At 57.6% G+C, this 19,752-nt stretch carries 15 protein-coding genes and 1 other RNA gene; 8 read left to right on the top strand and 8 right to left on the bottom strand.

Translation table 11 applies throughout. From position 1 onward, the window contains the following. Positions 1–6: 6 nt before the first annotated feature. From sufB to lpxP, 5 genes are all read right to left on the bottom strand, one after another. On the bottom strand, positions 7–1,494 hold the full coding sequence (sufB, locus tag ENTCL_RS10580) for a Fe-S cluster assembly protein SufB (protein WP_013366111.1): 1,488 nt from the start codon (positions 1,492–1,494) through the stop codon (positions 7–9). Positions 1,495–1,496: 2 nt separating this feature from the next. Further along, the gene (gene sufA, locus ENTCL_RS10575; protein WP_013366110.1) at positions 1,497–1,871 is read right to left on the bottom strand and encodes a Fe-S cluster assembly scaffold SufA; all 375 of its coding nucleotides are present in this window, start codon (positions 1,869–1,871) and stop codon (positions 1,497–1,499) included. A 397-nt stretch (positions 1,872–2,268) separates the two neighbouring features. Next, complete coding sequence (locus ENTCL_RS10570) at positions 2,269–3,534, bottom strand: Y-family DNA polymerase (protein ID WP_013366109.1); 1,266 nt, start codon at positions 3,532–3,534, stop codon at positions 2,269–2,271. 2 nt (positions 3,535–3,536) lie between these two features. After that, positions 3,537–3,956 (bottom strand): translesion error-prone DNA polymerase V autoproteolytic subunit, encoded by a 420-nt coding sequence (locus tag ENTCL_RS10565; RefSeq protein WP_044612109.1) that lies wholly within the window; start codon positions 3,954–3,956, stop codon positions 3,537–3,539. A 556-nt stretch (positions 3,957–4,512) separates the two neighbouring features. Then, positions 4,513–5,427 (bottom strand): kdo(2)-lipid IV(A) palmitoleoyltransferase, encoded by a 915-nt coding sequence (gene lpxP / locus ENTCL_RS10560; protein ID WP_013366107.1) that lies wholly within the window; start codon positions 5,425–5,427, stop codon positions 4,513–4,515. Between the two features lie 501 nt (positions 5,428–5,928). Between lpxP and yedE the strand changes: the two genes are divergently transcribed. Both yedE and yedF read left to right on the top strand, forming a co-directional pair. Then, the gene (gene yedE, locus ENTCL_RS10555; RefSeq protein WP_013366106.1) at positions 5,929–7,140 is read left to right on the top strand and encodes a selenium metabolism membrane protein YedE/FdhT; all 1,212 of its coding nucleotides are present in this window, start codon (positions 5,929–5,931) and stop codon (positions 7,138–7,140) included. Then, positions 7,137–7,370 carry a sulfurtransferase-like selenium metabolism protein YedF gene (gene yedF, locus ENTCL_RS10550; protein WP_013366105.1) on the top strand — a complete coding sequence of 78 codons (234 nt, stop codon included), beginning with the start codon at positions 7,137–7,139 and terminating at the stop codon, positions 7,368–7,370. Before yedE ends, yedF begins: the two co-directional genes overlap by 4 nt. 45 nt (positions 7,371–7,415) lie before the next feature. Here the strand turns inward: yedF and menI are convergent, their stop codons facing one another. Then, the gene (gene menI / locus ENTCL_RS10545; protein ID WP_013366104.1) at positions 7,416–7,826 is read right to left on the bottom strand and encodes a 1,4-dihydroxy-2-naphthoyl-CoA hydrolase; all 411 of its coding nucleotides are present in this window, start codon (positions 7,824–7,826) and stop codon (positions 7,416–7,418) included. Beyond that, positions 7,823–10,879: a D-2-hydroxyglutarate dehydrogenase YdiJ gene (gene ydiJ, locus ENTCL_RS10540; protein ID WP_013366103.1), complete on the bottom strand. Its 3,057-nt coding sequence runs from the start codon at positions 10,877–10,879 to the stop codon at positions 7,823–7,825. The genes menI and ydiJ overlap by 4 nt, the downstream gene beginning before the upstream one ends. 203 nt (positions 10,880–11,082) lie before the next feature. Here ydiJ and ydiK point away from each other — a divergent pair, with 203 nt between their 5' ends. Beyond that, positions 11,083–12,207, top strand: a complete 1,125-nt coding sequence (gene ydiK / locus ENTCL_RS10535) for an AI-2E family transporter YdiK (RefSeq protein ID WP_013366102.1) — start codon at positions 11,083–11,085, stop codon at positions 12,205–12,207. A 195-nt stretch (positions 12,208–12,402) separates the two neighbouring features. Then, positions 12,403–12,510, top strand: an RNA gene (rprA, locus tag ENTCL_RS22940) — antisense sRNA RprA. Positions 12,511–12,573: 63 nt separating this feature from the next. Here the strand turns inward: rprA and ppsA are convergent. Further along, positions 12,574–14,952: a phosphoenolpyruvate synthase gene (ppsA, locus tag ENTCL_RS10530; RefSeq protein ID WP_013366101.1), complete on the bottom strand. Its 2,379-nt coding sequence runs from the start codon at positions 14,950–14,952 to the stop codon at positions 12,574–12,576. Positions 14,953–15,289: 337 nt separating this feature from the next. Here ppsA and ppsR point away from each other — a divergent pair, with 337 nt between their 5' ends. The 4 genes from ppsR to ENTCL_RS10510 all read left to right on the top strand — a co-directional run bounded on the left by ppsR (position 15,290) and on the right by ENTCL_RS10510 (position 19,721). Further along, positions 15,290–16,123 carry a posphoenolpyruvate synthetase regulatory kinase/phosphorylase PpsR gene (gene ppsR / locus ENTCL_RS10525; RefSeq protein ID WP_013366100.1) on the top strand — a complete coding sequence of 278 codons (834 nt, stop codon included), beginning with the start codon at positions 15,290–15,292 and terminating at the stop codon, positions 16,121–16,123. A 154-nt stretch (positions 16,124–16,277) separates the two neighbouring features. Beyond that, the gene (aroH, locus tag ENTCL_RS10520; RefSeq protein ID WP_013366099.1) at positions 16,278–17,324 is read left to right on the top strand and encodes a 3-deoxy-7-phosphoheptulonate synthase AroH; all 1,047 of its coding nucleotides are present in this window, start codon (positions 16,278–16,280) and stop codon (positions 17,322–17,324) included. Between the two features lie 150 nt (positions 17,325–17,474). Beyond that, the gene (hemP, locus tag ENTCL_RS10515; RefSeq protein ID WP_013366098.1) at positions 17,475–17,660 is read left to right on the top strand and encodes a hemin uptake protein HemP; all 186 of its coding nucleotides are present in this window, start codon (positions 17,475–17,477) and stop codon (positions 17,658–17,660) included. 81 nt (positions 17,661–17,741) lie between these two features. Further along, positions 17,742–19,721 carry a TonB-dependent hemoglobin/transferrin/lactoferrin family receptor gene (locus ENTCL_RS10510; RefSeq protein ID WP_013366097.1) on the top strand — a complete coding sequence of 660 codons (1,980 nt, stop codon included), beginning with the start codon at positions 17,742–17,744 and terminating at the stop codon, positions 19,719–19,721. Positions 19,722–19,752: the final 31 nt, after the last annotated feature.

Raw genomic sequence — 19,752 nt, 5'->3', positions numbered from 1 at the left:
TAATCCTTAGCCGACGCTGTGTTCGAGGCTGATAGCCAGCAGTTTTTGCGCTTCTACGGCAAACTCCAGCGGCAGCTCTGAAAAAACGTCCTTACAGAAGCCGTTGACGATCATCGAGATAGCGTCGTCTTCGCTGATGCCGCGCTGCAGGCAGTAGAACAGCTGATCTTCGCCGATACGCGAGGTTGTCGCTTCGTGCTCGAGCTGCGCGCTGTTGTTGCGGCACTCGACGTAGGGGAAGGTATGCGCGCCGCAGTCCGGGCCTATCAGCATCGAGTCGCACTGGGTGTAGTTGCGCGCGTTGGTCGCCGTCGGCATGATTTTCACTAAGCCCCGGTAGCTGTTCTGGCTGTGCCCGGCGGAAATGCCTTTTGAGATGATGGTCGAACGGGTATTTTTCCCGATGTGGATCATCTTGGTGCCGGTATCGGCCTGCTGGCGGCCGCTGGTCAGCGCCACGGAGAAAAACTCGCCGATGGAGTTATCGCCGCGCAGGATACAGCTTGGGTATTTCCAGGTGATCGCCGAGCCGGTTTCCGACTGGGTCCAGGACATCTTGCTGTTTTCGCCTTCGCACAGCGCGCGCTTGGTGACAAAGTTCAGGATACCGCCGCTGTTGTCATTGCCGGGAAACCAGTTCTGCACCGTGGAGTATTTGACCTCGGCATCTTTATGAATGATGACCTCCACCACCGCCGCGTGCAGCTGATAGCTGTCGCGGACCGGCGCCGAACACCCCTCGATGTAGCTGACGTAGCTGCCTTCGTCCGCCACCAGGATCGTGCGTTCAAACTGCCCGGTTTTTTCCGCATTGATACGAAAATAGGTGGAGAGCTCCATCGGGCAGCGCACGCCTTTCGGTACATAGATAAAGGTGCCGTCAGACGCTACGGCCGCGTTCAGCGCGGCGAAAAAGTTGTCGTTGCCGGGCACCACGGTGCCCAGGTACTTCTGCACCAGCGCCGGGTGATCGTGGATGGCTTCGCCAAAGGAGCAGAAAATGATGCCCTGCTCCGCCAGCTTCTCGCGGTAGGTCGTGGCGACCGAAACGGAGTCGAATATCGCATCCACCGCCACCTCTTTACCCTCTCTGACCGGTACGCCAAGCTGCTCGAACGCGGCCTCCACCTCTTTACTCAAAAAGGCGTTGCCCGCGGGCTGCTGTACCGCGCCCGGCTGTGCGTCGCAGCTGTCGTCGCAGTTGCCGCACGACGGCGCGGAGTAGTAGCTAAAATCCTGATAGTTGAGCGTGTCGTAGTGCGCCTTGAGCCAGTGCGGTTCCTCCATCTCAAGCCACGCGCGGTAAGCGTTCAGGCGAAACGTCAGCATCCATTCAGGCTCGTTACGTTTTGCCGAGATGGCGCGCACCACCTCTTCATTGATCCCTTTCGCCAGCTCGTCGGTCTGCAGTTGGGTGAAAAACCCTTCCTTATAGTTCAGCTGGCCGCCGGTCCAGGTTTTGACATCGTCAGTTGCTTCAGTATTCCGCGACATAGTTACTCCGCCTGCACGCCGAAACTCTCGCCGCAGCCGCATTCGTGCTGCGCTTTCGGGTTATGAAACTTAAAGATCTGGTTTAATCCTTCACGGACATAATCCACTTCGGTGCCGTCGATAAACGGCATGGCCTTAAGGGATACCCACAGCTTCGCGCCGTCGGATTCAAACAGCAGATCGTCGTCGTGAGGCTCGGTCACCGTGTCCAGTACGTAGGCAAAACCGGCGCAGCCGGACTGCTTAACGCCAAGCCGTATCCCCTGCACGTCCTGCTTTGCCGCCAGCTCGCGGACGTGCGCCGCCGCCGCAGGCGTCAGGTGAATACCGCGCCAGCTGAAGTCGTCGGGGTTAAAGGTTCCTGAATGCAATTCCATAGGTCCACCTCATGTGTTGAAGCCATCTGGGCATAGCATCATGGTAGTGATAACGATTATCACTTCAACCCCTCACCAGCAGGGGCTTTCGCCGTCATGGCCGTTTCTGCACGCTTTTAATAAGCATAGACCCTGCAGAAAGGGTTCACAGGCTGGACGTTTGTTATTTAATCGATTGATAGATATGAAAAATTCGCATATCTAATGCGAAACGTGGTTGAAGAGCAAAAAGATGCATAGAAAATACCTATTTATGAGATAGATTTTTAAATTTTCTATGAATCAATGAATTAGAGGATAATTATTAGCTTATTTTTTTCCGTTTCGCTGTCCGCCAGCCGCTTTATGTGGCATAGCCAGCGTCAAAAACCTGGCGCCAGGCCTGACGCGGCGCCCATCATCTGACGACAAGAAGATCGCTGTACCGCGTCGTATATCGGGGAGATAACATGTTTCTCTTCATCTGCCACTGCTGCTGTATGCCCTGTCCGGCAAAGTACAGCGTCCCCCGCCCCTTGTTTACATTAAGCTGGTCAAGGATCTGCATCAGCGCAGCGCTGTTTTGTCGCGGCGCGTTATCGTCAAACAGGTTCAGCTGAGCGACGCCCTGACTGAAGAAATCGCCAAGCATCACCCCCGCCTTCTGATAACGGTATCCCTCTTTCCATATCGCATCCAGACAGCGCGTCGCCGCGCTGATAATATCCCGGCTGTCCTGCGTCGGCGTCAGTAACTTCACGGCTGAACTGTTGCCATAGTACGGTTCCTGCGATGCAAACGGACTGGTTTTAACAAACGCAGAGATGAAACGGCAAAACTGGTGCTCGCGTCTGAGTTTCTCCGCCGCACGGCTGGCATAGCAGCAGATGGCCTGCCGCATGGACTCATACTCAGCGATGCGTCCGCCAAAAGAACGCGAGCAGATAATTTCCTGTTTCGCCGGAACGAACTCCTCAAGTTCAAGGCACGGTTCACCGCGGAGCTCTCTTACCGTTCTCTCCAGCACCACGCTGAAGTGCTTTCTGATGAAGCGGATATCGGTGTCGGCCAGCTGCAGTACCGTCTTTATCCCCATAGACTCCAGCTTCCTGGAGATTCGACGTCCAACGCCCCACACGTCATCTGCCGGCAGCGCCGCCATCAGCTTCCGCTGCCGTTCCACATTCGATAAATCCACGACGCCGCCGGTCTGTCGTTGCCATTTTTTTGCGGCATGGTTGGCAAGCTTGGCCAGCGTTTTGGTCTGGGCGATGCCAACCCCGACCGTCAGATGCGTTCGTTGTAAAACCGTTTCGCGTATCTCCCGGCCAAAATCAGTAAGATCCCGACAGTTTCGAACTCCGGACAGATCGCAAAAAGCTTCATCGATGGAATAAAGCTCGACGTGAGGTGAGAGCTCCTCCAGCGTCGTCATGACCCTGTTGCTCATATCCGCATACAGCTCGTAATTACTGCTAAATGCAATGACGCCATGGCGTCTGAAAGCGTCCCTTTGGCTGAAATAAGGTTCCCCCATCTTAACGAACGGCTTCGCCTCAGCGTTTCTTGCGATGACGCAACCATCGTTATTTGACAGCACCACAACCGGCCGACCATCCAGGTCCGGGCGAAATACCGTTTCGCAGGAAGCGTAAAAGGCGTTCACATCACAAAGCGCAAACATGGTTAACCCGCGGCCTTAATGATGAATGTCACAACCCCAAAAATGCTGAGCTGCCCTTCACTCTCAATCACAATCGGCTTGTAGGCGCTATTCATGGGGATGAGCTGAACGGTCGGCCTGAGCTGAAGGCGCTTTACGGTAAACTCCCCGTCAACCGCCGCAATCACAATATTGCCATGCTCCGCCGTGAGCGCGCTGTCTACCACCAGCAAATCACCGTCGCCTATTCCAGCCTCTACCATGGAGTCACCCGAGGCTTTAACAAAATAGGTAGCGCTGGGGTGCGATACCAGCAGCTCGTTCAGATCGATACGTTTCTCGACGTAATCCTGCGCAGGAGACGGAAAACCACATGGGACAAGGCTGCTATAGAAGGGAAAAAACGGTACTGAACGGCGTTCTCTTAACGTGAAAAACTGCATCATAATCACCATCAATTAATACTGAACATATATACAGTAGTTTTGACGAAGAAGCAGATCAACCCCTGATTTCTGGCTTTCCCGTAACCCATTATTGGATAGCGATATTTAGTTTTTCGCACGAATGCCCCTGCGGATGACCGTGGCCAAAAAATCAGCGCAGCGCTAAATCGGAGAGCTTAGCCTTTTCACCGAAACTATTTTCGTTTAATGGATAAACGCAAGAACTGGGATATTCGAAATAACATCAGGGGATGAGAAATTCTTTAATAACGCGTTCTGTAAGCCAAATTTATTTTGGCTGTCTGGAGGTTCTCGCAGTAAAGAATAAATATATCTGGTTTCTTTTTTAGCGCAGAATACCGCCTCTTTTCAGCGCGCTTTGCGCGCCAGGGCCCCAGCGGGCCGCCCGCCGCTGGCGTCTGCTCCTCATGGCCTCAGCAAGACATCATCAGGTGCTCTGAAGATCAGCGGGCGCAGGTTTTCATCGCGGAAATAAAAAAGGGCGCGACACCCGGCAATCCGAATATCACGCCCTTACAGGCATCAACAGGAATCAATACAGCGACGATTCACCCAGCGGGCGGGTCTTAAAGCGACGGTGCACCCACAGGTACTGCTCCGGCGCTCGCAGGATTTCTTTCTCAATCACCTTGTTCATATAGCAGGCGGCAAGAAACTCATCTTCCGCCGGGTAATCTTTCATCACGTCGCTGATATGCAGACGGTACCCGCTTCGGTCGGATTTTCTCACCATCGTGACGGTCAGCAGCTTTGCCCCCGACAGGCGCGAAAGGATGCGCGTGCCGTCGGTTGTTGCCGCAGAAGACACGGAGAAGAACGGCGCAAACACGCTGCCTTTACGGCCATAGTCCTGATCGGGCGCAAACCACACCGCTTCTCCCTGCTTCAGCGCATGCACCAGCCCGCGCAGGTTACGGCGGTCGATCATCGCTTTATTGGAGCGCAGGCGTCCTTTCGTCTGCACCCACTCCATCAGCGGGCTGTTGTGCGGACGGTAGGTCGCCATCATCGGGCGGCAAAGCCCCATGGTTCGACCACCCAGCTCAAGCGACATAAAATGCACGCCGACCACCATCACGCCTTTATTCTCCGCCAGCGCGCACTGCAGGTGATCATAACCTTCGACATCGAACCACTTTTTGACTCTGGCATCGCTCCAGAACCATGCCATCCCGGTTTCGATAAGCCCCATTCCCAGGGAGACAAAGTTTTGTTCAATCAGCCGGTTCCTGTCGCTGACGCTCATTTCCGGAAAGCACAGTTCGAGGTTTTTGGCCGCAATGCGCTCACGGCGTTTAAGGAAGGGACGCGCCGCCCGGCCGAGCGAAGAGCCGATGATATAGAGCAGCGGATAGGGTAACTGAACGAGCAACCAGAGAGACCCGAGACCAAACCAGGTCAACCAGTAGCGTGGGCGCAGCAGCGCCGAGTCGAAGGCTTTTGCCATCGTTTTTTTCCTGTGAACGGATGTAGCCTGTAGCGCGTAAGGAAAAAACGAATGATTTCATCAATCTTTATGCGATACGTCTTTTAAGCGATAACGGACTTAACCGACCAGTAGTATAGACGAACCACAGCAAAAGACCCTAAGAGTTAAGGTCCCAGAGTGGATCCTGAAATTGGGGCTCAGGCCTTGAGGAGACTGGCGACCGCAGCATGAGGCATTTCCGTCATGAAAGATAATGAATTAATCTAATGCTAATTAAAAGCGGATTTACATTAATTCAAAATGAATCCGGGTAAGAAAAAGACTAATATTCGTTTGCGTGCGTAATGTTTAATTTAGCAATCATCATTATGTAAACTATATATGCCAGACCACTAATTTCACCCGTTGCCCCCTGCTGCTTTTGATCCTGTCGGGTGTTTTCCCTGACAAAGTGGCGTATTATCGCGTCTCTTCAGCCCTCCCGGGCAACAGCTTCCTTCTGAGTTCAGAGGACTTTTTATGACATGGCAGCACTTCAAACAGGCGTATCTGATCAAATTCTGGTCGCCTGCCCCCGCGGTTATCGCCGCAGGCATTCTCTCTACCTATTATTTTGGCATCACCGGCACCTTCTGGGCCGTCACCGGGGAGTTCACCCGGTGGGGCGGACAGCTGCTGCAGCTCGCGGGCGTACACGCCGAGGAGTGGGGCTATTACAAGCTCATTCATCTTGATGGCTCACCGCTTACCCGTATCGACGGCATGATGATTATCGGCATGTTTGGCGGCTGCTTCGCCGCGGCCCTGTGGGCCAATAACGTCAAGCTCCGCCTGCCGCGCAGCCGCATTCGCATCGCCCAGGCCGTCGCGGGCGGCATGATTGCCGGGTTCGGCGCGCGTCTGGCGATGGGCTGCAACCTCGCCGCTTTTTTCACCGGTATTCCGCAATTCTCGCTGCACGCCTGGTTCTTCGCTATCGCCACGGCGATTGGCACCTGGTTTGGCGCACGCTTTACGCTGCTGCCGATATTCCGTATTCCGGTGAAAATGCAAAAAGTCTCTGCCGCATCGCCGCTCACGCAAAAGCCGGAGCAGGCGAAGCGCCGCTTCCGTCTGGGCATGCTGGTGTTTATCGCCATGGTGGCATGGGCGCTGCTGACCGCGTTTAACCAGCCGAAACTCGGGCTGGCAATGCTGTTTGGCGTCGGCTTCGGCCTGCTTATTGAGCGGGCGCAGATCTGCTTCACCTCGGCGTTTCGCGATATGTGGATTACCGGGCGTACCTACATGGCGAAAGCCATCATCTTTGGTATGGCCGCCAGCGCGATCGGCATTTTTAGCTATGTGCAGCTGGGCATGGAGCCGAAGATTATGTGGGCGGGCCCCAATGCGGTCATCGGCGGCCTGCTGTTTGGTTTTGGCATCGTGCTCGCCGGGGGGTGTGAAACCGGCTGGATGTACCGCGCCGTTGAAGGCCAGGTGCACTACTGGTGGGTCGGGCTTGGCAACGTCCTCGGATCCACCCTTCTGGCCTATTTCTGGGACGACCTTTCTCCGGCGCTGGCCACCCACTGGGACAAAGTGAATCTGCTGGCCGCCTTCGGCCCGCTCGGCGGCCTGCTGGTGACCTACGCGCTGCTGTTTGCGGCGCTGATGCTGGTCATCTTCTGGGAAAAACGCTTCTTCCGCCAGAAAGAGGCCCAACTAATGCGCGCTAAGGAGACCGTATGAAAGCGTACGTACCGGATTACCGCCTGGATATGGTCGGCGAACCCTGCCCTTACCCGGCCGTCGCGACGCTGGAAGCCATGCCGTCGCTGAAAAAAGGGGAGATTCTTGAGGTTGTGAGCGACTGCCCGCAGTCGATTAACAATATCCCGCTGGATGCGAAGAACCACGGCTATACGGTGCTGGATATTCAGCAGGACGGGCCCACCATCCGCTATCTGATCCAGAAATAACCAACGCGCCGGGCGTTATCTCGCCCGGCGCGCTTTATTCTACGGTCAGACCACGGCGGTGGTAAGGCGCGAAGAACAGCACAGCCGCCCCTGCTCGTCGAAAATCTCAATCTGCCACACCTGATGACGCCGTCCGGCGTGCAGCGCCTTACAGACGCCGCGCACGCGACCGCTGCGCACGGAGCGAATATGGTTGGCGTTAACCTCAAGTCCCACCACCCGCTCGTCACCTTCCGTACACAGATAGCCGGCAACCGAGCCCAGCGTTTCCGCCAGCACCACCGAGGCGCCGCCGTGCAATAAGCCAAACGGCTGGTGGGTCCGGCTGTCGACGGGCATGGTGGCCTCAATGCTCTCATCGTCCAGCCTGTCAAAATGGATGTTGAGCAGACCGACCATGTTGCCCTCGCCCATGGCGTTCAGATTGTCCAGCGTCGCGTTACGTTTCCAGATCATCCCATAATCTCCAGTAGTGCCTGCAGAGGGTGGCGCACGCCGCTACCCTCGATACGTTTAACCTGGCTGCGGCAGGAGTAGCCCGTCGCCAGACAGCGGTTGCGGGGAAGCTTCTGCATGGTTTGCTGCCAGGACAGCGCGTAAATCCCCAGCGAATTCGCATGGTTTTTCACCTCATGCCCATAGGTGCCCGCCATACCGCAGCAGCCCACGCTGACGTTTTCCAGCTTCGCGCCAACGCGCGCGAACAGCGACGCCCACTGGCCAGGAGACGCCGGCAGCGCGGTCACTTCGGTACAGTGGCCGAACAGGTACCAGGGCTCGCCGCTCACGTCTCGCGTCTCAACGTCGGCCAACGCCTGCGACAGCCACTCGTGCACCAGCTGAACCTGGAACTCGCCGCGCTTATCGCCCAGCGTCTGCTTATACTCGTCGCGATAGCACAGCACCAGCGCCGGATCGACCCCAACCATCGGCATACCCAGCTGCGAGATGCGGTTGAGGAAATCCGCCGTTTTCGCCGCCGTACGGGCGAAACGCGTCAGGAAACCTTTGATGTGCTGCGCCTTGCCGTTGGGCGAGAACGGCAGCACTACCGGCGTCCAGCCGATTTTCTCCGCCAGGCGGACAAAATCGGCGACCACCTGCGCATCGTAATAGCTGGTAAACGGATCCTGAACCACCAGTACCGTTTTGGCCTTCTGCCCGGCGCTCAGCGCCTCAAGCTGCTCCAGCGTCAGGTTCGCCGAGCGGTGCCCGACCATCTGCTGCTGGAGCGTCGGCGTGGACAACAGCGGCAGATCGATCATGCCGATGTGCTTTTCCGACATCCGCCGCAGCAGCGGCTGACGCAGGAAGAAGTTGAAGGTCTTCGGCGCCCGCGCCATCAGCGGCGCATAGCTCTCCACGGTGGCGACCAGATGGTCACGCACCGGCCGCAGATAACGGGTGTGGTACAGCTGCAGGAAGCGGGACCGAAACTCCGGCACGTCAATTTTGATTGGGCACTGGGTGGAGCAGGCTTTACAGGCCAGACAGCCCGACATCGCCTCTTTCACCTCATGCGAAAAGTCATATTCTCCCCTGCGCGCATGCCACGTGTTGCGGGTGCGTTCGATGAGATGGCGCAGGCTGAGGCCTTTTTCGGGCAGCGCATGCTCCAGTTTCACCGGATCGACGCCGCGGTCGGCAAGCAGGCGCAGCCATTCGCGCACCAGCGTCGCGCGCCCCTTCGGCGAGTGCATGCGGTTGCTGGTGATTTTCATCGACGGGCACATTGGGCTTTTAGCGTCGAAGTTAAAGCACAGGCCGTTGCCGTTGCACTCCATCGCCCCGCGCCAGGAAGAGCGCACGGCGATCGGGATCTGCCGGTCAAACGCCCCGCGGGTGACGCCATCGACCTTCATCATTGGCGCATCGACACCCTCCGGCGGGCATATTTTACCCGGGTTCAGGCGGTTATTCGGGTCAAACGCGGCCTTCACTTTACGCAGCTCGCCGTACAGCGCCTCGCCGAAAAATGCCGGGCTGTACTGCGCGCGGAATCCTTTGCCGTGTTCTCCCCACAGCAGGCCGCCGTATTTCGCCGTCAGCGCCACCACCTCATCGGAAATCTGCTTCATCAGCACTTCCTGCTGCGGGTCGCACATATCCAGCGCCGGGCGCACGTGCAGCACCCCGGCATCCACGTGGCCGAACATTCCGTAGCTCAGGCCGTGTCCGTCAAGCAGCGCGCGAAACTCCGCAATGTAGTCGGCCAGATGCTCCGGCGGCACGCAGGTGTCCTCGACGAACGGGATCGGCTTGGCGGCACCTTTCGCGTTGCCGAGCAGACCAACCGCTTTTTTCCGCATCGCGTAGATACGCTCGATGCCCGCCAGGTCTTCACACAGCTGCCAGCCGATGATCCCGCTTTCGCCTGCCGCCATCTGCGCATCCAGCCGCTGGCACAGCGCAGCGACCTGCCCGTCGATAATCGCCTGGTCATCACCGGCGAATTCCACGATGTTCAGGCCGAGCATTTCTTTTTCCGGCACGTCGGTAATCAGCTCGCTCACCGAATGCCAGACGATATCTTCCCGCGCCAGGTTGAGCACTTTGGAATCGACGGTTTCCACGGACAGCGCGCGCGCCTCCACCATGAACGGCGCATTGCGCAGCGCAGAGTCAAAGGAGTCATATTTGACGTTCACCAGGCGGCGCACCTTCGGCAGACGCGTAATGTCCAGCCGGGCCTCGGTAATAAACGCCAGCGTCCCTTCGGAACCGGTCAGCACGCGCGTGAGGTCAAACGCGGTCATGTCGTCGTTAAAGACGTGACGCAGGTCGTAGCCGGTCAGGAAACGGTTTAGTTTCGGGAATTTATCGAGAATAAGCTGGCGGTTCTCTTTGCAGCGCTGATAGACGGTGCGGTAGATGCGCCCGGAAGCCGACTGCTCTTTCGCCAGCGTTTCGGCAAGCTGAACGGGCACCGGCTGCGTATCGAGAATATCGCCGCCGAGCAGCACCGCGCGCACGCCCAGCACGTGATCGGAGGTTTTACCGTACACCAGCGACCCCTGGCCCGACGCGTCGGTATTGATCATCCCGCCGAGCGTAGCGCGGTTGCTGGTGGAGAGTTCCGGCGCAAAGAAATAGCCGTGCGGCTTCAAAAACTGATTCAGCTGATCTTTGATAACCCCGGCCTCAACCCGCACCCATCCTTCTTCAGGGTTAATCTCAATGATGCGGTTCATGTGGCGGGACATATCGATGACGATGCCCTGGTTCAGGGACTGCCCGTTGGTGCCGGTACCGCCGCCGCGCGGGGTAAAGACCAGCGATGCAAAGCGCTCCTCCGCGGCGATCCGCGCCAGCAGCGCGACGTCCGCCGTGGAACGAGGGAAAACCACGGCATCGGGGAGAAGCTGATAGATACTGTTATCCGTCGCCATCGTCAGCCTGTCGGCATAACGCGTGGCGGTATCACCTGTAAACCCTTGTTGCTCCAGTGCCTGCAAAAAATTCAGCACCAGCTGGACGACACCTGGCGCTTGGGAAATCTGTGGGATCATGACGCTTGACCCTGCCTGACGTTGTTGTGTTATGGAGAATGTTATCGTTTGCGTACTGCCTTCATGTTTGTATCACATTTTGTTCTTATACGCTTACTGGATTTCCGTGCAGAATTTAAGAGGTGAACTGATTGATATTCTTATCAGAGATGGATGTATGATTACCAACAGTAATCTGGTGTTTTAACAAAGGTAAAAAACGTATGACCACTTTTCATCGGCCCCGCGATATACCGCAAATACTGCTGTCGGTGCTGTTTTTAACCCTCATCATTGTGGCCTGCCTGTGGATAGTTCAACCTTTCATTCTGGGATTTGCCTGGGCGAGCACTATCGTTATCGCCACCTGGCCGGTGTTAATCCGCCTGCAGCGGATTCTGTTCGGCAAGCGCGCGCTGGCCGTACTGGTGATGACCCTGCTGCTGTTTTTGCTGTTCGTTATCCCCATTGCGCTGCTCGTTAATAGCCTTGTTGACGGCAGCTTGCCACTGGTGCACGCCATCACCTCTGGTGAGCTGACGCCGCCGGACCTGCCGTGGCTGAACAGTATTCCGCTGATTGGCGCTAAGCTCTACGGCGCCTGGCACGGCCTGCTGGATATGGGCGGCGCGGCAATCATGACGAAGGTGAAACCCTATATCGGCACCACCACGACGTGGTTCGTCGGCCAGGCGGCGCATATCGGCCGCTTTATGCTGCACTGCGGCCTGATGCTGCTGTTCAGCGCCCTGCTGTACTGGCAGGGGGAAAAGGTGGCCTGGGGAGTACGCTATTTCGCAACGCGTCTGGCGGCCAAACGCGGCGATGCCGCGGTGCTGCTCGCCGGACAGGCGATCCGCGCCGTCGCGCTGGGCGTCGTGGTGACGGCGCTGGTGCAGGCGGTGCTGGGCGGTATCGGCCTTGCTATCTCCGGCGTACCCTACGCCACTCTGCTGACCGTGGTGATGATCTTCTCCTGCCTGGTGCAGCTGGGTCCGCTTATCGTTCTGGTGCCGTCCATTATCTGGCTGTACTGGAGCGGGGACACCACCTGGGGCACGGTGCTGCTGGTGTGGAGCTGCGTGGTGGGCACGATGGACAACTTTATCCGCCCTGTGCTCATCCGGATGGGCGCCGACCTGCCGATGATCCTGATAATCTCCGGTGTTATCGGCGGGCTTATCGCCTTTGGCATGATTGGCCTGTTTATCGGACCGGTCCTGCTGGCGGTCACCTGGCGTCTGTTTGACACCTGGATGCGTGAAGTGCCTCCGCCATCGGATAACCCGGAAGAGGTTCTCGAAGAGCTGGAAGCGATTGAGCCCGATCGCGATAATCAGCCGAAATAATCCGCATCTCGTTCTGGCCCGGTAAATCATCCGGGCCAGATAGTTTACGATTCCTGACTATTTCCTCGCACTTTCAGGCTTTCGTCCGATCTATTTTTGCGCGCCGCGTCACCCCGGCGGTTATTTTTCCCTTTCTTATTTATGATTAAGACCAATCCGATCGACGCAAAAAAACTCTCTGCATAATATTAGAGCACGGTTATAAATCAAGGTATTGATTTATATACATGGATATCCCCTGAGTGAAACAACGAATTGCTGTGTGTAGTCTTTGCCCAACTCCCACGTTGGGCTTTTTTTTTATCTCTTTAAATACCGGCAAAAAAAATCCCCGAACAATGTCGGGGATGTTATATAAAGACGAAATTACTTTTTCAGTTCCGCCAGGCTTAGCCAGGTCTGCACGACGGTGTCCGGGTTCAGCGACAGGCTGTCGATCCCCTCTTCCATCAGCCATGCGGCAAAGTCTTCGTGGTCAGACGGACCCTGTCCGCAAATCCCGACGTACTTGCCCTGCTTCTTCGCGGCGCGAATCGACATCGACAGCAGCGCTTTCACCGCCTCGTTACGCTCATCAAACAGCGCCGACACCACGCCGGAGTCGCGGTCCAGACCCAGCGTCAGCTGCGTCATATCGTTAGAGCCGATAGAGAAGCCGTCGAAGTGTTCAAGGAACTGCTCGGCGAGCAGCGCGTTCGACGGGATTTCACACATCATGATGACCTTAAGGCCGTTTTCACCGCGCTTAAGCCCCTGACGCGCCAGCTCGTCAACCACCGCTTTCGCCTGGTCAACGGTGCGTACGAACGGAATCATCACCTCGACGTTGGTCAGACCCATATCGTTACGCACGCGTTTTACCGCCTCGCACTCCAGCGCGAAGCAGTCGCGGAAGCTGTCCGATACGTAGCGTCCCGCCCCGCGGAAGCCGAGCATCGGGTTTTCTTCGTCCGGCTCGTAGCGCTCGCCGCCCACCAGGTTGGCGTACTCGTTGGATTTAAAGTCAGACAGGCGCACGATAACGCGTTTCGGATAAAACGCCGCGCCCAGCGTCGCGATGCCTTCGGTCAGGCGGCCGACGTAAAACTCTTTCGGCGAGTCGTAGCCCTTCATCATCTCGCGGATGTCGTTTTGCAGCTTCGCGTCCTGGTCGTCAAACTCCAGCAGCGCGCGCGGGTGCACGCCAATCATCCGGTTAATGATAAATTCCAGACGCGCCAGGCCGACGCCTTCGTTCGGCAGGCAGGCGAAGTCAAACGCGCGATCCGGGTTGCCGACGTTCATCATTATCTTGAGCGGCAGATCCGGCATGGTATCAACGCTTGAGCTCTTGACGCTGAAGTCGAGCATCTCGGCATAAACATAGCCGGTATCGCCTTCGGCGCAGGAGACGGTGACTTTTTCATCGTCCTTCATACGCTCGGTCGCGTCGCCGCAGCCTACCACCGCCGGGATCCCCAGCTCACGGGCGATGATCGCCGCATGGCAGGTGCGTCCGCCGCGGTTGGTGACGATCGCCGCCGCCTTTTTCATGATAGGCTCCCAGTCCGGGTCGGTCATATCGGTCACCAGAACATCGCCCGGCTCAATGCGGTTCATCTCGCTGATGTCGTGGATAACCTTCACCGGGCCTGCGCCAATGCGGTGGCCGATGGCGCGGCCTTCCGCGATGATTTTGCCCTGGGCGTGCAGCGTATAGCGCTCCATCACCTGGCCGCGAGAACGGACGGTTTCCGGGCGCGCCTGTACGATAAACAGCTTGCCGGTGTGGCCGTCTTTCGCCCACTCGATGTCCATCGGGCGGCCGTAGTGCTGTTCAATCAGCACCGCCTGCTTCGCCAGCTCCTGCACTTCGTCGTTAGTCAGCGAGAAGATATCGCGCTGTTCCTGCGGCACATCTTCAATTCTGACCTGCTTGCCGTGCTCCTGGGTCGGCGCGTAGACCATGCGGATTTTCTTCGATCCCATGGTGCGGCGGACGATCGCCGGGCGGCCTGCGGCCAGCGTCGGCTTGTGCACGTAGAACTCGTCCGGGTTAACGGCGCCCTGCACGACCATTTCGCCAAGACCCCACGCGGAGGTGATGAACACCACCTGGTCAAAGCCGGATTCGGTATCGATGGAGAACATCACGCCGGATGAGGCGAGATCCGAACGCACCATGCGCTGAACGCCCGCCGACAGCGCCACGCCGCGGTGATCGTAGCCCTGGTGAACGCGGTAGGAAATCGCGCGGTCGTTAAACAGCGACGCGAACACGTGTTTCACCGCCACCAGCACGGCATCGTAGCCCTGCACGTTGAGAAAGGTTTCCTGCTGGCCGGCAAAAGAGGCGTCCGGCATATCTTCCGCAGTGGCCGAGGAGCGCACGGCAAAAGAGGCGTTTTTATTGTCAGCGGAGAGCTGGTCATACGCCTGATGAATGGCGGTCTCCAGCTCCGGCTGGAAAGGCGTGTCGATAATCCACTGGCGAATCTGCGCTCCGGCTTTCGCCAGCGCGGAAACGTCATCAATGTCGGTTTCATCCAGCAGCTGATAAATGCGCTGGTTAACCCCGCTTTGGTCAAGGAACTGATTGAAGGCATCAGCCGTTGTGGCAAACCCGTTAGGCACAGAAACGCCCACACCCGACAGGTTAGTAATCATTTCACCCAGGGAGGCATTTTTGCCCCCAACTCTGTCTACATCATTCATGCCGAGTTGGTTGTACCAAAGCACCAGCGGTGACGAGCCATTGTTGGACATCGAACAATCCTTTTATCAATTAAGAACAGGGACCAGACTGATTCTGGCTGCGTTATTTATCCTCGCATAATTGACTCGCTGAAAAAAACGGTGAATCGTTCAAGCAAATTATTTTTTACTTTTTTCGGACAGATCCCCTCCAGACCTTAACTCCATGATTCATCAGCATTCCCACCTAATAGAACGGTTTATAGACAACATTTTGAAAAATGAACCGACCTTTTCATTAAAAATAAAAATAGCGTTTCAATTTAAAATCAAGACAAAGGATGAGAGGATATGTTTAAATTTAATATATGCTTTCAGATAATTAAGCCAATTATACCGGATGGTCAAAATGGAAAATGCTGTCGATCGCCATGTTTTTTATATTTCCGATGGGACGGCGATTACCGCCGAGGTGCTGGGCCATGCGGTGATGTCGCAGTTCCCGGTGTCGATCAATAGCATGACGCTGCCGTTTGTCGAAACCGAGAGCCGGGCCAGAGCGGTGAAAGATCAAATCGACGCCATTTTCCAGCAAACCGGCATACGCCCGCTGGTATTTTACTCCATTGTGCTGCCGGAGATCCGTACCATCATTCTGCAAAGCGAAGGCTTTTGTCAGGATATCGTGCAGGCGCTGGTAGCGCCGCTCCAGCAGGAGCTCCGGCTTGACCCAACCCCCATTGCCCACCGCACCCACGGCCTGACGCCGGGCAACCTCACCAAATATGATGCGCGCATCGCGGCCATTGATTACACCCTCGCCCATGATGACGGTATTTCGCTGCGCAATCTCGATCAGGCGCAGGTCATCCTGCTGGGCGTATCGCGCTGCGGAAAAACGCCGACCAGCCTCTATCTGGCGATGCAGTTCGGCATCCGCGCGGCAAACTACCCGTTTATTGCGGATGATATGGATAACCTGGTGCTCCCCACCGCCCTGAAGCCGCTGCAGCATAAGCTGTTTGGCCTGACGATAAACCCGGAGCGGCTGGCCGCTATTCGTGAAGAGCGCCGGGAAAACAGCCGCTACGCGTCGATGCGTCAGTGCCGGATGGAGGTCACCGAGGTCGAGGCGCTGTACCGCAAAAACCAGATCCCGTGGCTGAACAGCACCAACTATTCGGTGGAAGAGATCGCCACCAAAATCCTCGACATTATGGGACTCAGTCGCCGCATGTACTAACAGGCTAGTACATTGATGCGAAATTAGGTATGATCGCGAACGTGATCTACCGCACATCACGTTCGGCCCTTGAATTCACCAGGGATTGGTTTATCGTGATGCGCATCACTTCCCGGTTTTGTGCCGCGGAAGCAACCCTATTCTGAGAGTCCTGATGAACAAAACTGATGAACTGCGCACCGCGCGGATCGACAGCCTGGTAACGCCGGCGGAGCTGGCCCTGCGTTACCCGGTGACCCCTGGCGTGGCGGCTCACGTCACGGCATCCCGCCGCCGTATTGAAAAAATTCTTAACGGCGAAGACCGCCGTCTGCTGGTGATTATCGGCCCCTGCTCCATCCACGATCTGGATGCGGCGATGGATTACGCCCAGCGCCTGCAGGCCTTACGGGAAAAGCACCAGTCCCGGCTGGAAATCGTCATGCGCACCTATTTTGAAAAACCGCGTACCGTCGTGGGCTGGAAAGGACTCATCTCCGATCCGGACCTCAACGGCAGCTATCGCGTGAATCACGGCCTCGAGCTGGCGCGTAAGCTGCTGCTGCAGGTTAACGAGCTGGGCGTGCCGACCGCCACCGAGTTTCTCGATATGGTGACCGGCCAGTTTATCGCCGATTTAATCAGCTGGGGCGCCATTGGCGCGCGCACTACGGAAAGCCAGATCCACCGCGAAATGGCCTCCGCGCTCTCCTGTCCGGTCGGCTTTAAAAACGGCACCGACGGCAACACCCGCATCGCGGTGGACGCCATTCGCGCCTCCCGCGCCAGCCATATGTTCCTGTCGCCGGACAAAAATGGTCAGATGACCATTTATCAGACCAGCGGCAACCCGTACGGGCACATCATCATGCGCGGGGGCAAAAAGCCGAACTACCACGCGGCGGATATCGCCGCCGCCTGCGACACGCTGCATGAGTTCGACCTGCCGGAGCAGCTGGTGGTCGACTTCAGCCACGGCAACTGCCAGAAGCAGCATCGCCGTCAGCTTGAGGTCTGTGACGATATTTGCCAGCAGATCCGCAATGGATCCACGGCGATTGCCGGGATCATGGCGGAAAGCTTCCTGCGCGAAGGCACGCAGAAAATCGTCGCCGGGCAGCCGCTGCTGTACGGCCAGTCCATTACCGACCCCTGCCTGAGCTGGGAAGACAGCGAAGTTCTGCTGGACAAGCTCGCCGCCGCCGTCGATACCCGCTTCTGAAACCGCACTGCCGGGCAGCTCTCGTTGCCCGGTTCCCTTCCCCGCGCATTTTTGATCCAGACGCATTTTTTTTAAGAAAATGACTTGCCGTGCCTTTTGTTTTATTGATAATGATTATCATTGTTACATTGATTGCTATTTTAAAACATTATGATACGTCTGGATAACAACCTGCTTACGGATAAAAAAACCGACGCGTCCAGCGCACCGCTCCACGAACGCTGCGTCAGCAGCAAAGCGCTGTTAGGCCCGGAAGGCCGCGTGCTGATTGAACACGACGGCCAGTTTTACCTGCTGCGCCAGACCAACGCCGGAAAACTGATCCTGACCAAGTAACCGAAAAACCCCCCCCCCTGTCGCCAGCCACCCAGGTTATGCCGAGGCCGCCAGCACTTTTCACTGTTTATGGAGAGTTGCATGCTACACCCGCATTCTGCGTCGCTGCGCCCGTCACTTCTGGCGCTGGCCGTTTTCGGCGCGCTATCTGCACCGGCCTTCGCCGCCGCTGAGCAAATGACCGTCACCGCGACGGGTAACGAACGCAGCGCGTTTGAAGCCCCGATGATGGTGACCGTGATCGACGCCGATACCCCGGAAGGCCAGACAGCCAGCTCCGCCGCCGATATGCTGCGTCAGGTGCCGGGTCTCACCGTCACCGGCACCGGGCGCACCAACGGTCAGGACGTCAACCTGCGCGGCTACGACCGCCGCGGCGTGCTGACGCTGGTCGACGGTATCCGCCAGGGCACCGATACCGGTCACCTCAACAGCACCTTCCTCGATCCGGCGCTGATCAAGCGCATTGAGGTGGTGCGTGGCCCGTCCGCCCTGCTCTACGGCAGCGGCGCGCTGGGCGGCGTTATCTCCTATGAAACCGCCGACGCCCGCGACCTGCTCAACGACGGTCAGAACAGCGGCTATCGCGTTTTCGGCACCGGGGGAACTGGCGACCATAGCCTCGGCATGGGGGCCAGCGCCTTTGGCCGCACCGACACCCTCGACGGCCTGGTCAGCTGGGCCAGCCGTGACCGCGGCGATCTGCGGCAGAGCGACGGGATGACGGCGCCGAACGATGAAAGCATCAGCAACTTTCTTGCCAAAGGCAGCTGGCGCCTCGATCCGGCGCAAACCCTGAGCGGGGCTGTACGCTATTACAACAACGCCGCGCAGGAGCCGAAAAACCCGCAAACCCCAGCCGCCTCAGACAGCGACAACCCGCTGGTTGACCGCTCGACCATTCAGCGCGACGCGCAGCTGACCTACCGGCTTGCGCCGCAGGATAACGACTGGCTCAATGCCCGCGCCAGCGTCTACTGGTCCGAAGTGCGGATTAACGCCCAGAACCCCGACAGCACCGGCGAGTTCCGCAGGCAAACCACCACCGGCGGTAAACTGGAAAACCGCACCCGGCTGTTCACCGACAGCGCGGCGTCGCACCTGCTGACCTGGGGCGGCGAATATTACCGCCAGGCGCAGAGCCCGGACGGCCTGACCACCGGTTTCCCGGATGCGCGCATCAACTTCGGCTCCGGCTGGCTGCAGGATGAAATCACGCTGCGCGATCTGCCGGTGACCCTGCTTGGCGGAACGCGCTATGACAGCTATCGCGGCAGCAGCGACGGGTATAAAGACGTCGATGCCGATCGCTGGTCCTCCCGCGCGGGTATCACCATCAGCCCGACCGACTGGCTGATGCTGTTTGGTTCTTATGCCCAGGCGTTTCGCGCCCCGACCATGGGGGAAATGTATAACGACGCCAGACACTTCTCGATTGGCCGTTTCTACACCAACTACTGGGTGCCGAACCCGAACCTGCGCCCGGAGACCAACGAAACCCAGGAGTACGGGGTTGGCCTGCGCTTTGACGACCTGCTGCTGTCCAACGATGCGCTGGAGCTTAAGGCCAGCTACTTCGACACCAACGCCAAAGATTACATCACCACCGCGGTCGATTTCGCTGCCAGGACCACCACCTCTGTCAACGTGCCAGACGCCAAAATATGGGGCTGGGACGTGATGGCAAAATACAGCGCGGAGATTTTCAGCCTCGACGTCGCCTACAACCGTACGCGCGGCAAAGACACCGACACCGGCGACTGGCTGACCAGCATAAACCCGGACACCGTCACTTCGCGCCTGGATATTCCGGTGGCGCACAGCGGTTTCTCCGTGGGCTGGGTCGGCACCTTTGCCGGCAACACGAAAAGCATCAGCGCCACGCCGCAGGCCGGTTATGGGGTGAATGACTTTTACATCAGTTACAGGGGCCAGCAGTCCCTCAGCGGGTTAACGACCTCGCTGGTGCTCGGCAACGCCTTCGACAAAGCGTACTGGTCGCCGCAGGGCATCCCGCAGGATGGCCGCAACGGCAAAATTTTTGTCAGTTATCAGTGGTAATCACCCGGCCCCGCGGTGCCGGGGCCTTTTC

The sequence above is a fragment of the [Enterobacter] lignolyticus SCF1 genome, assembly GCF_000164865.1.
Classification (GTDB): Bacteria; Pseudomonadota; Gammaproteobacteria; order Enterobacterales; family Enterobacteriaceae; genus Enterobacter_B; species Enterobacter_B lignolyticus.
The sequence above is the reverse complement of the archived record's forward strand: the minus strand, read 5'-3'. Positions and strand labels throughout refer to the sequence as shown.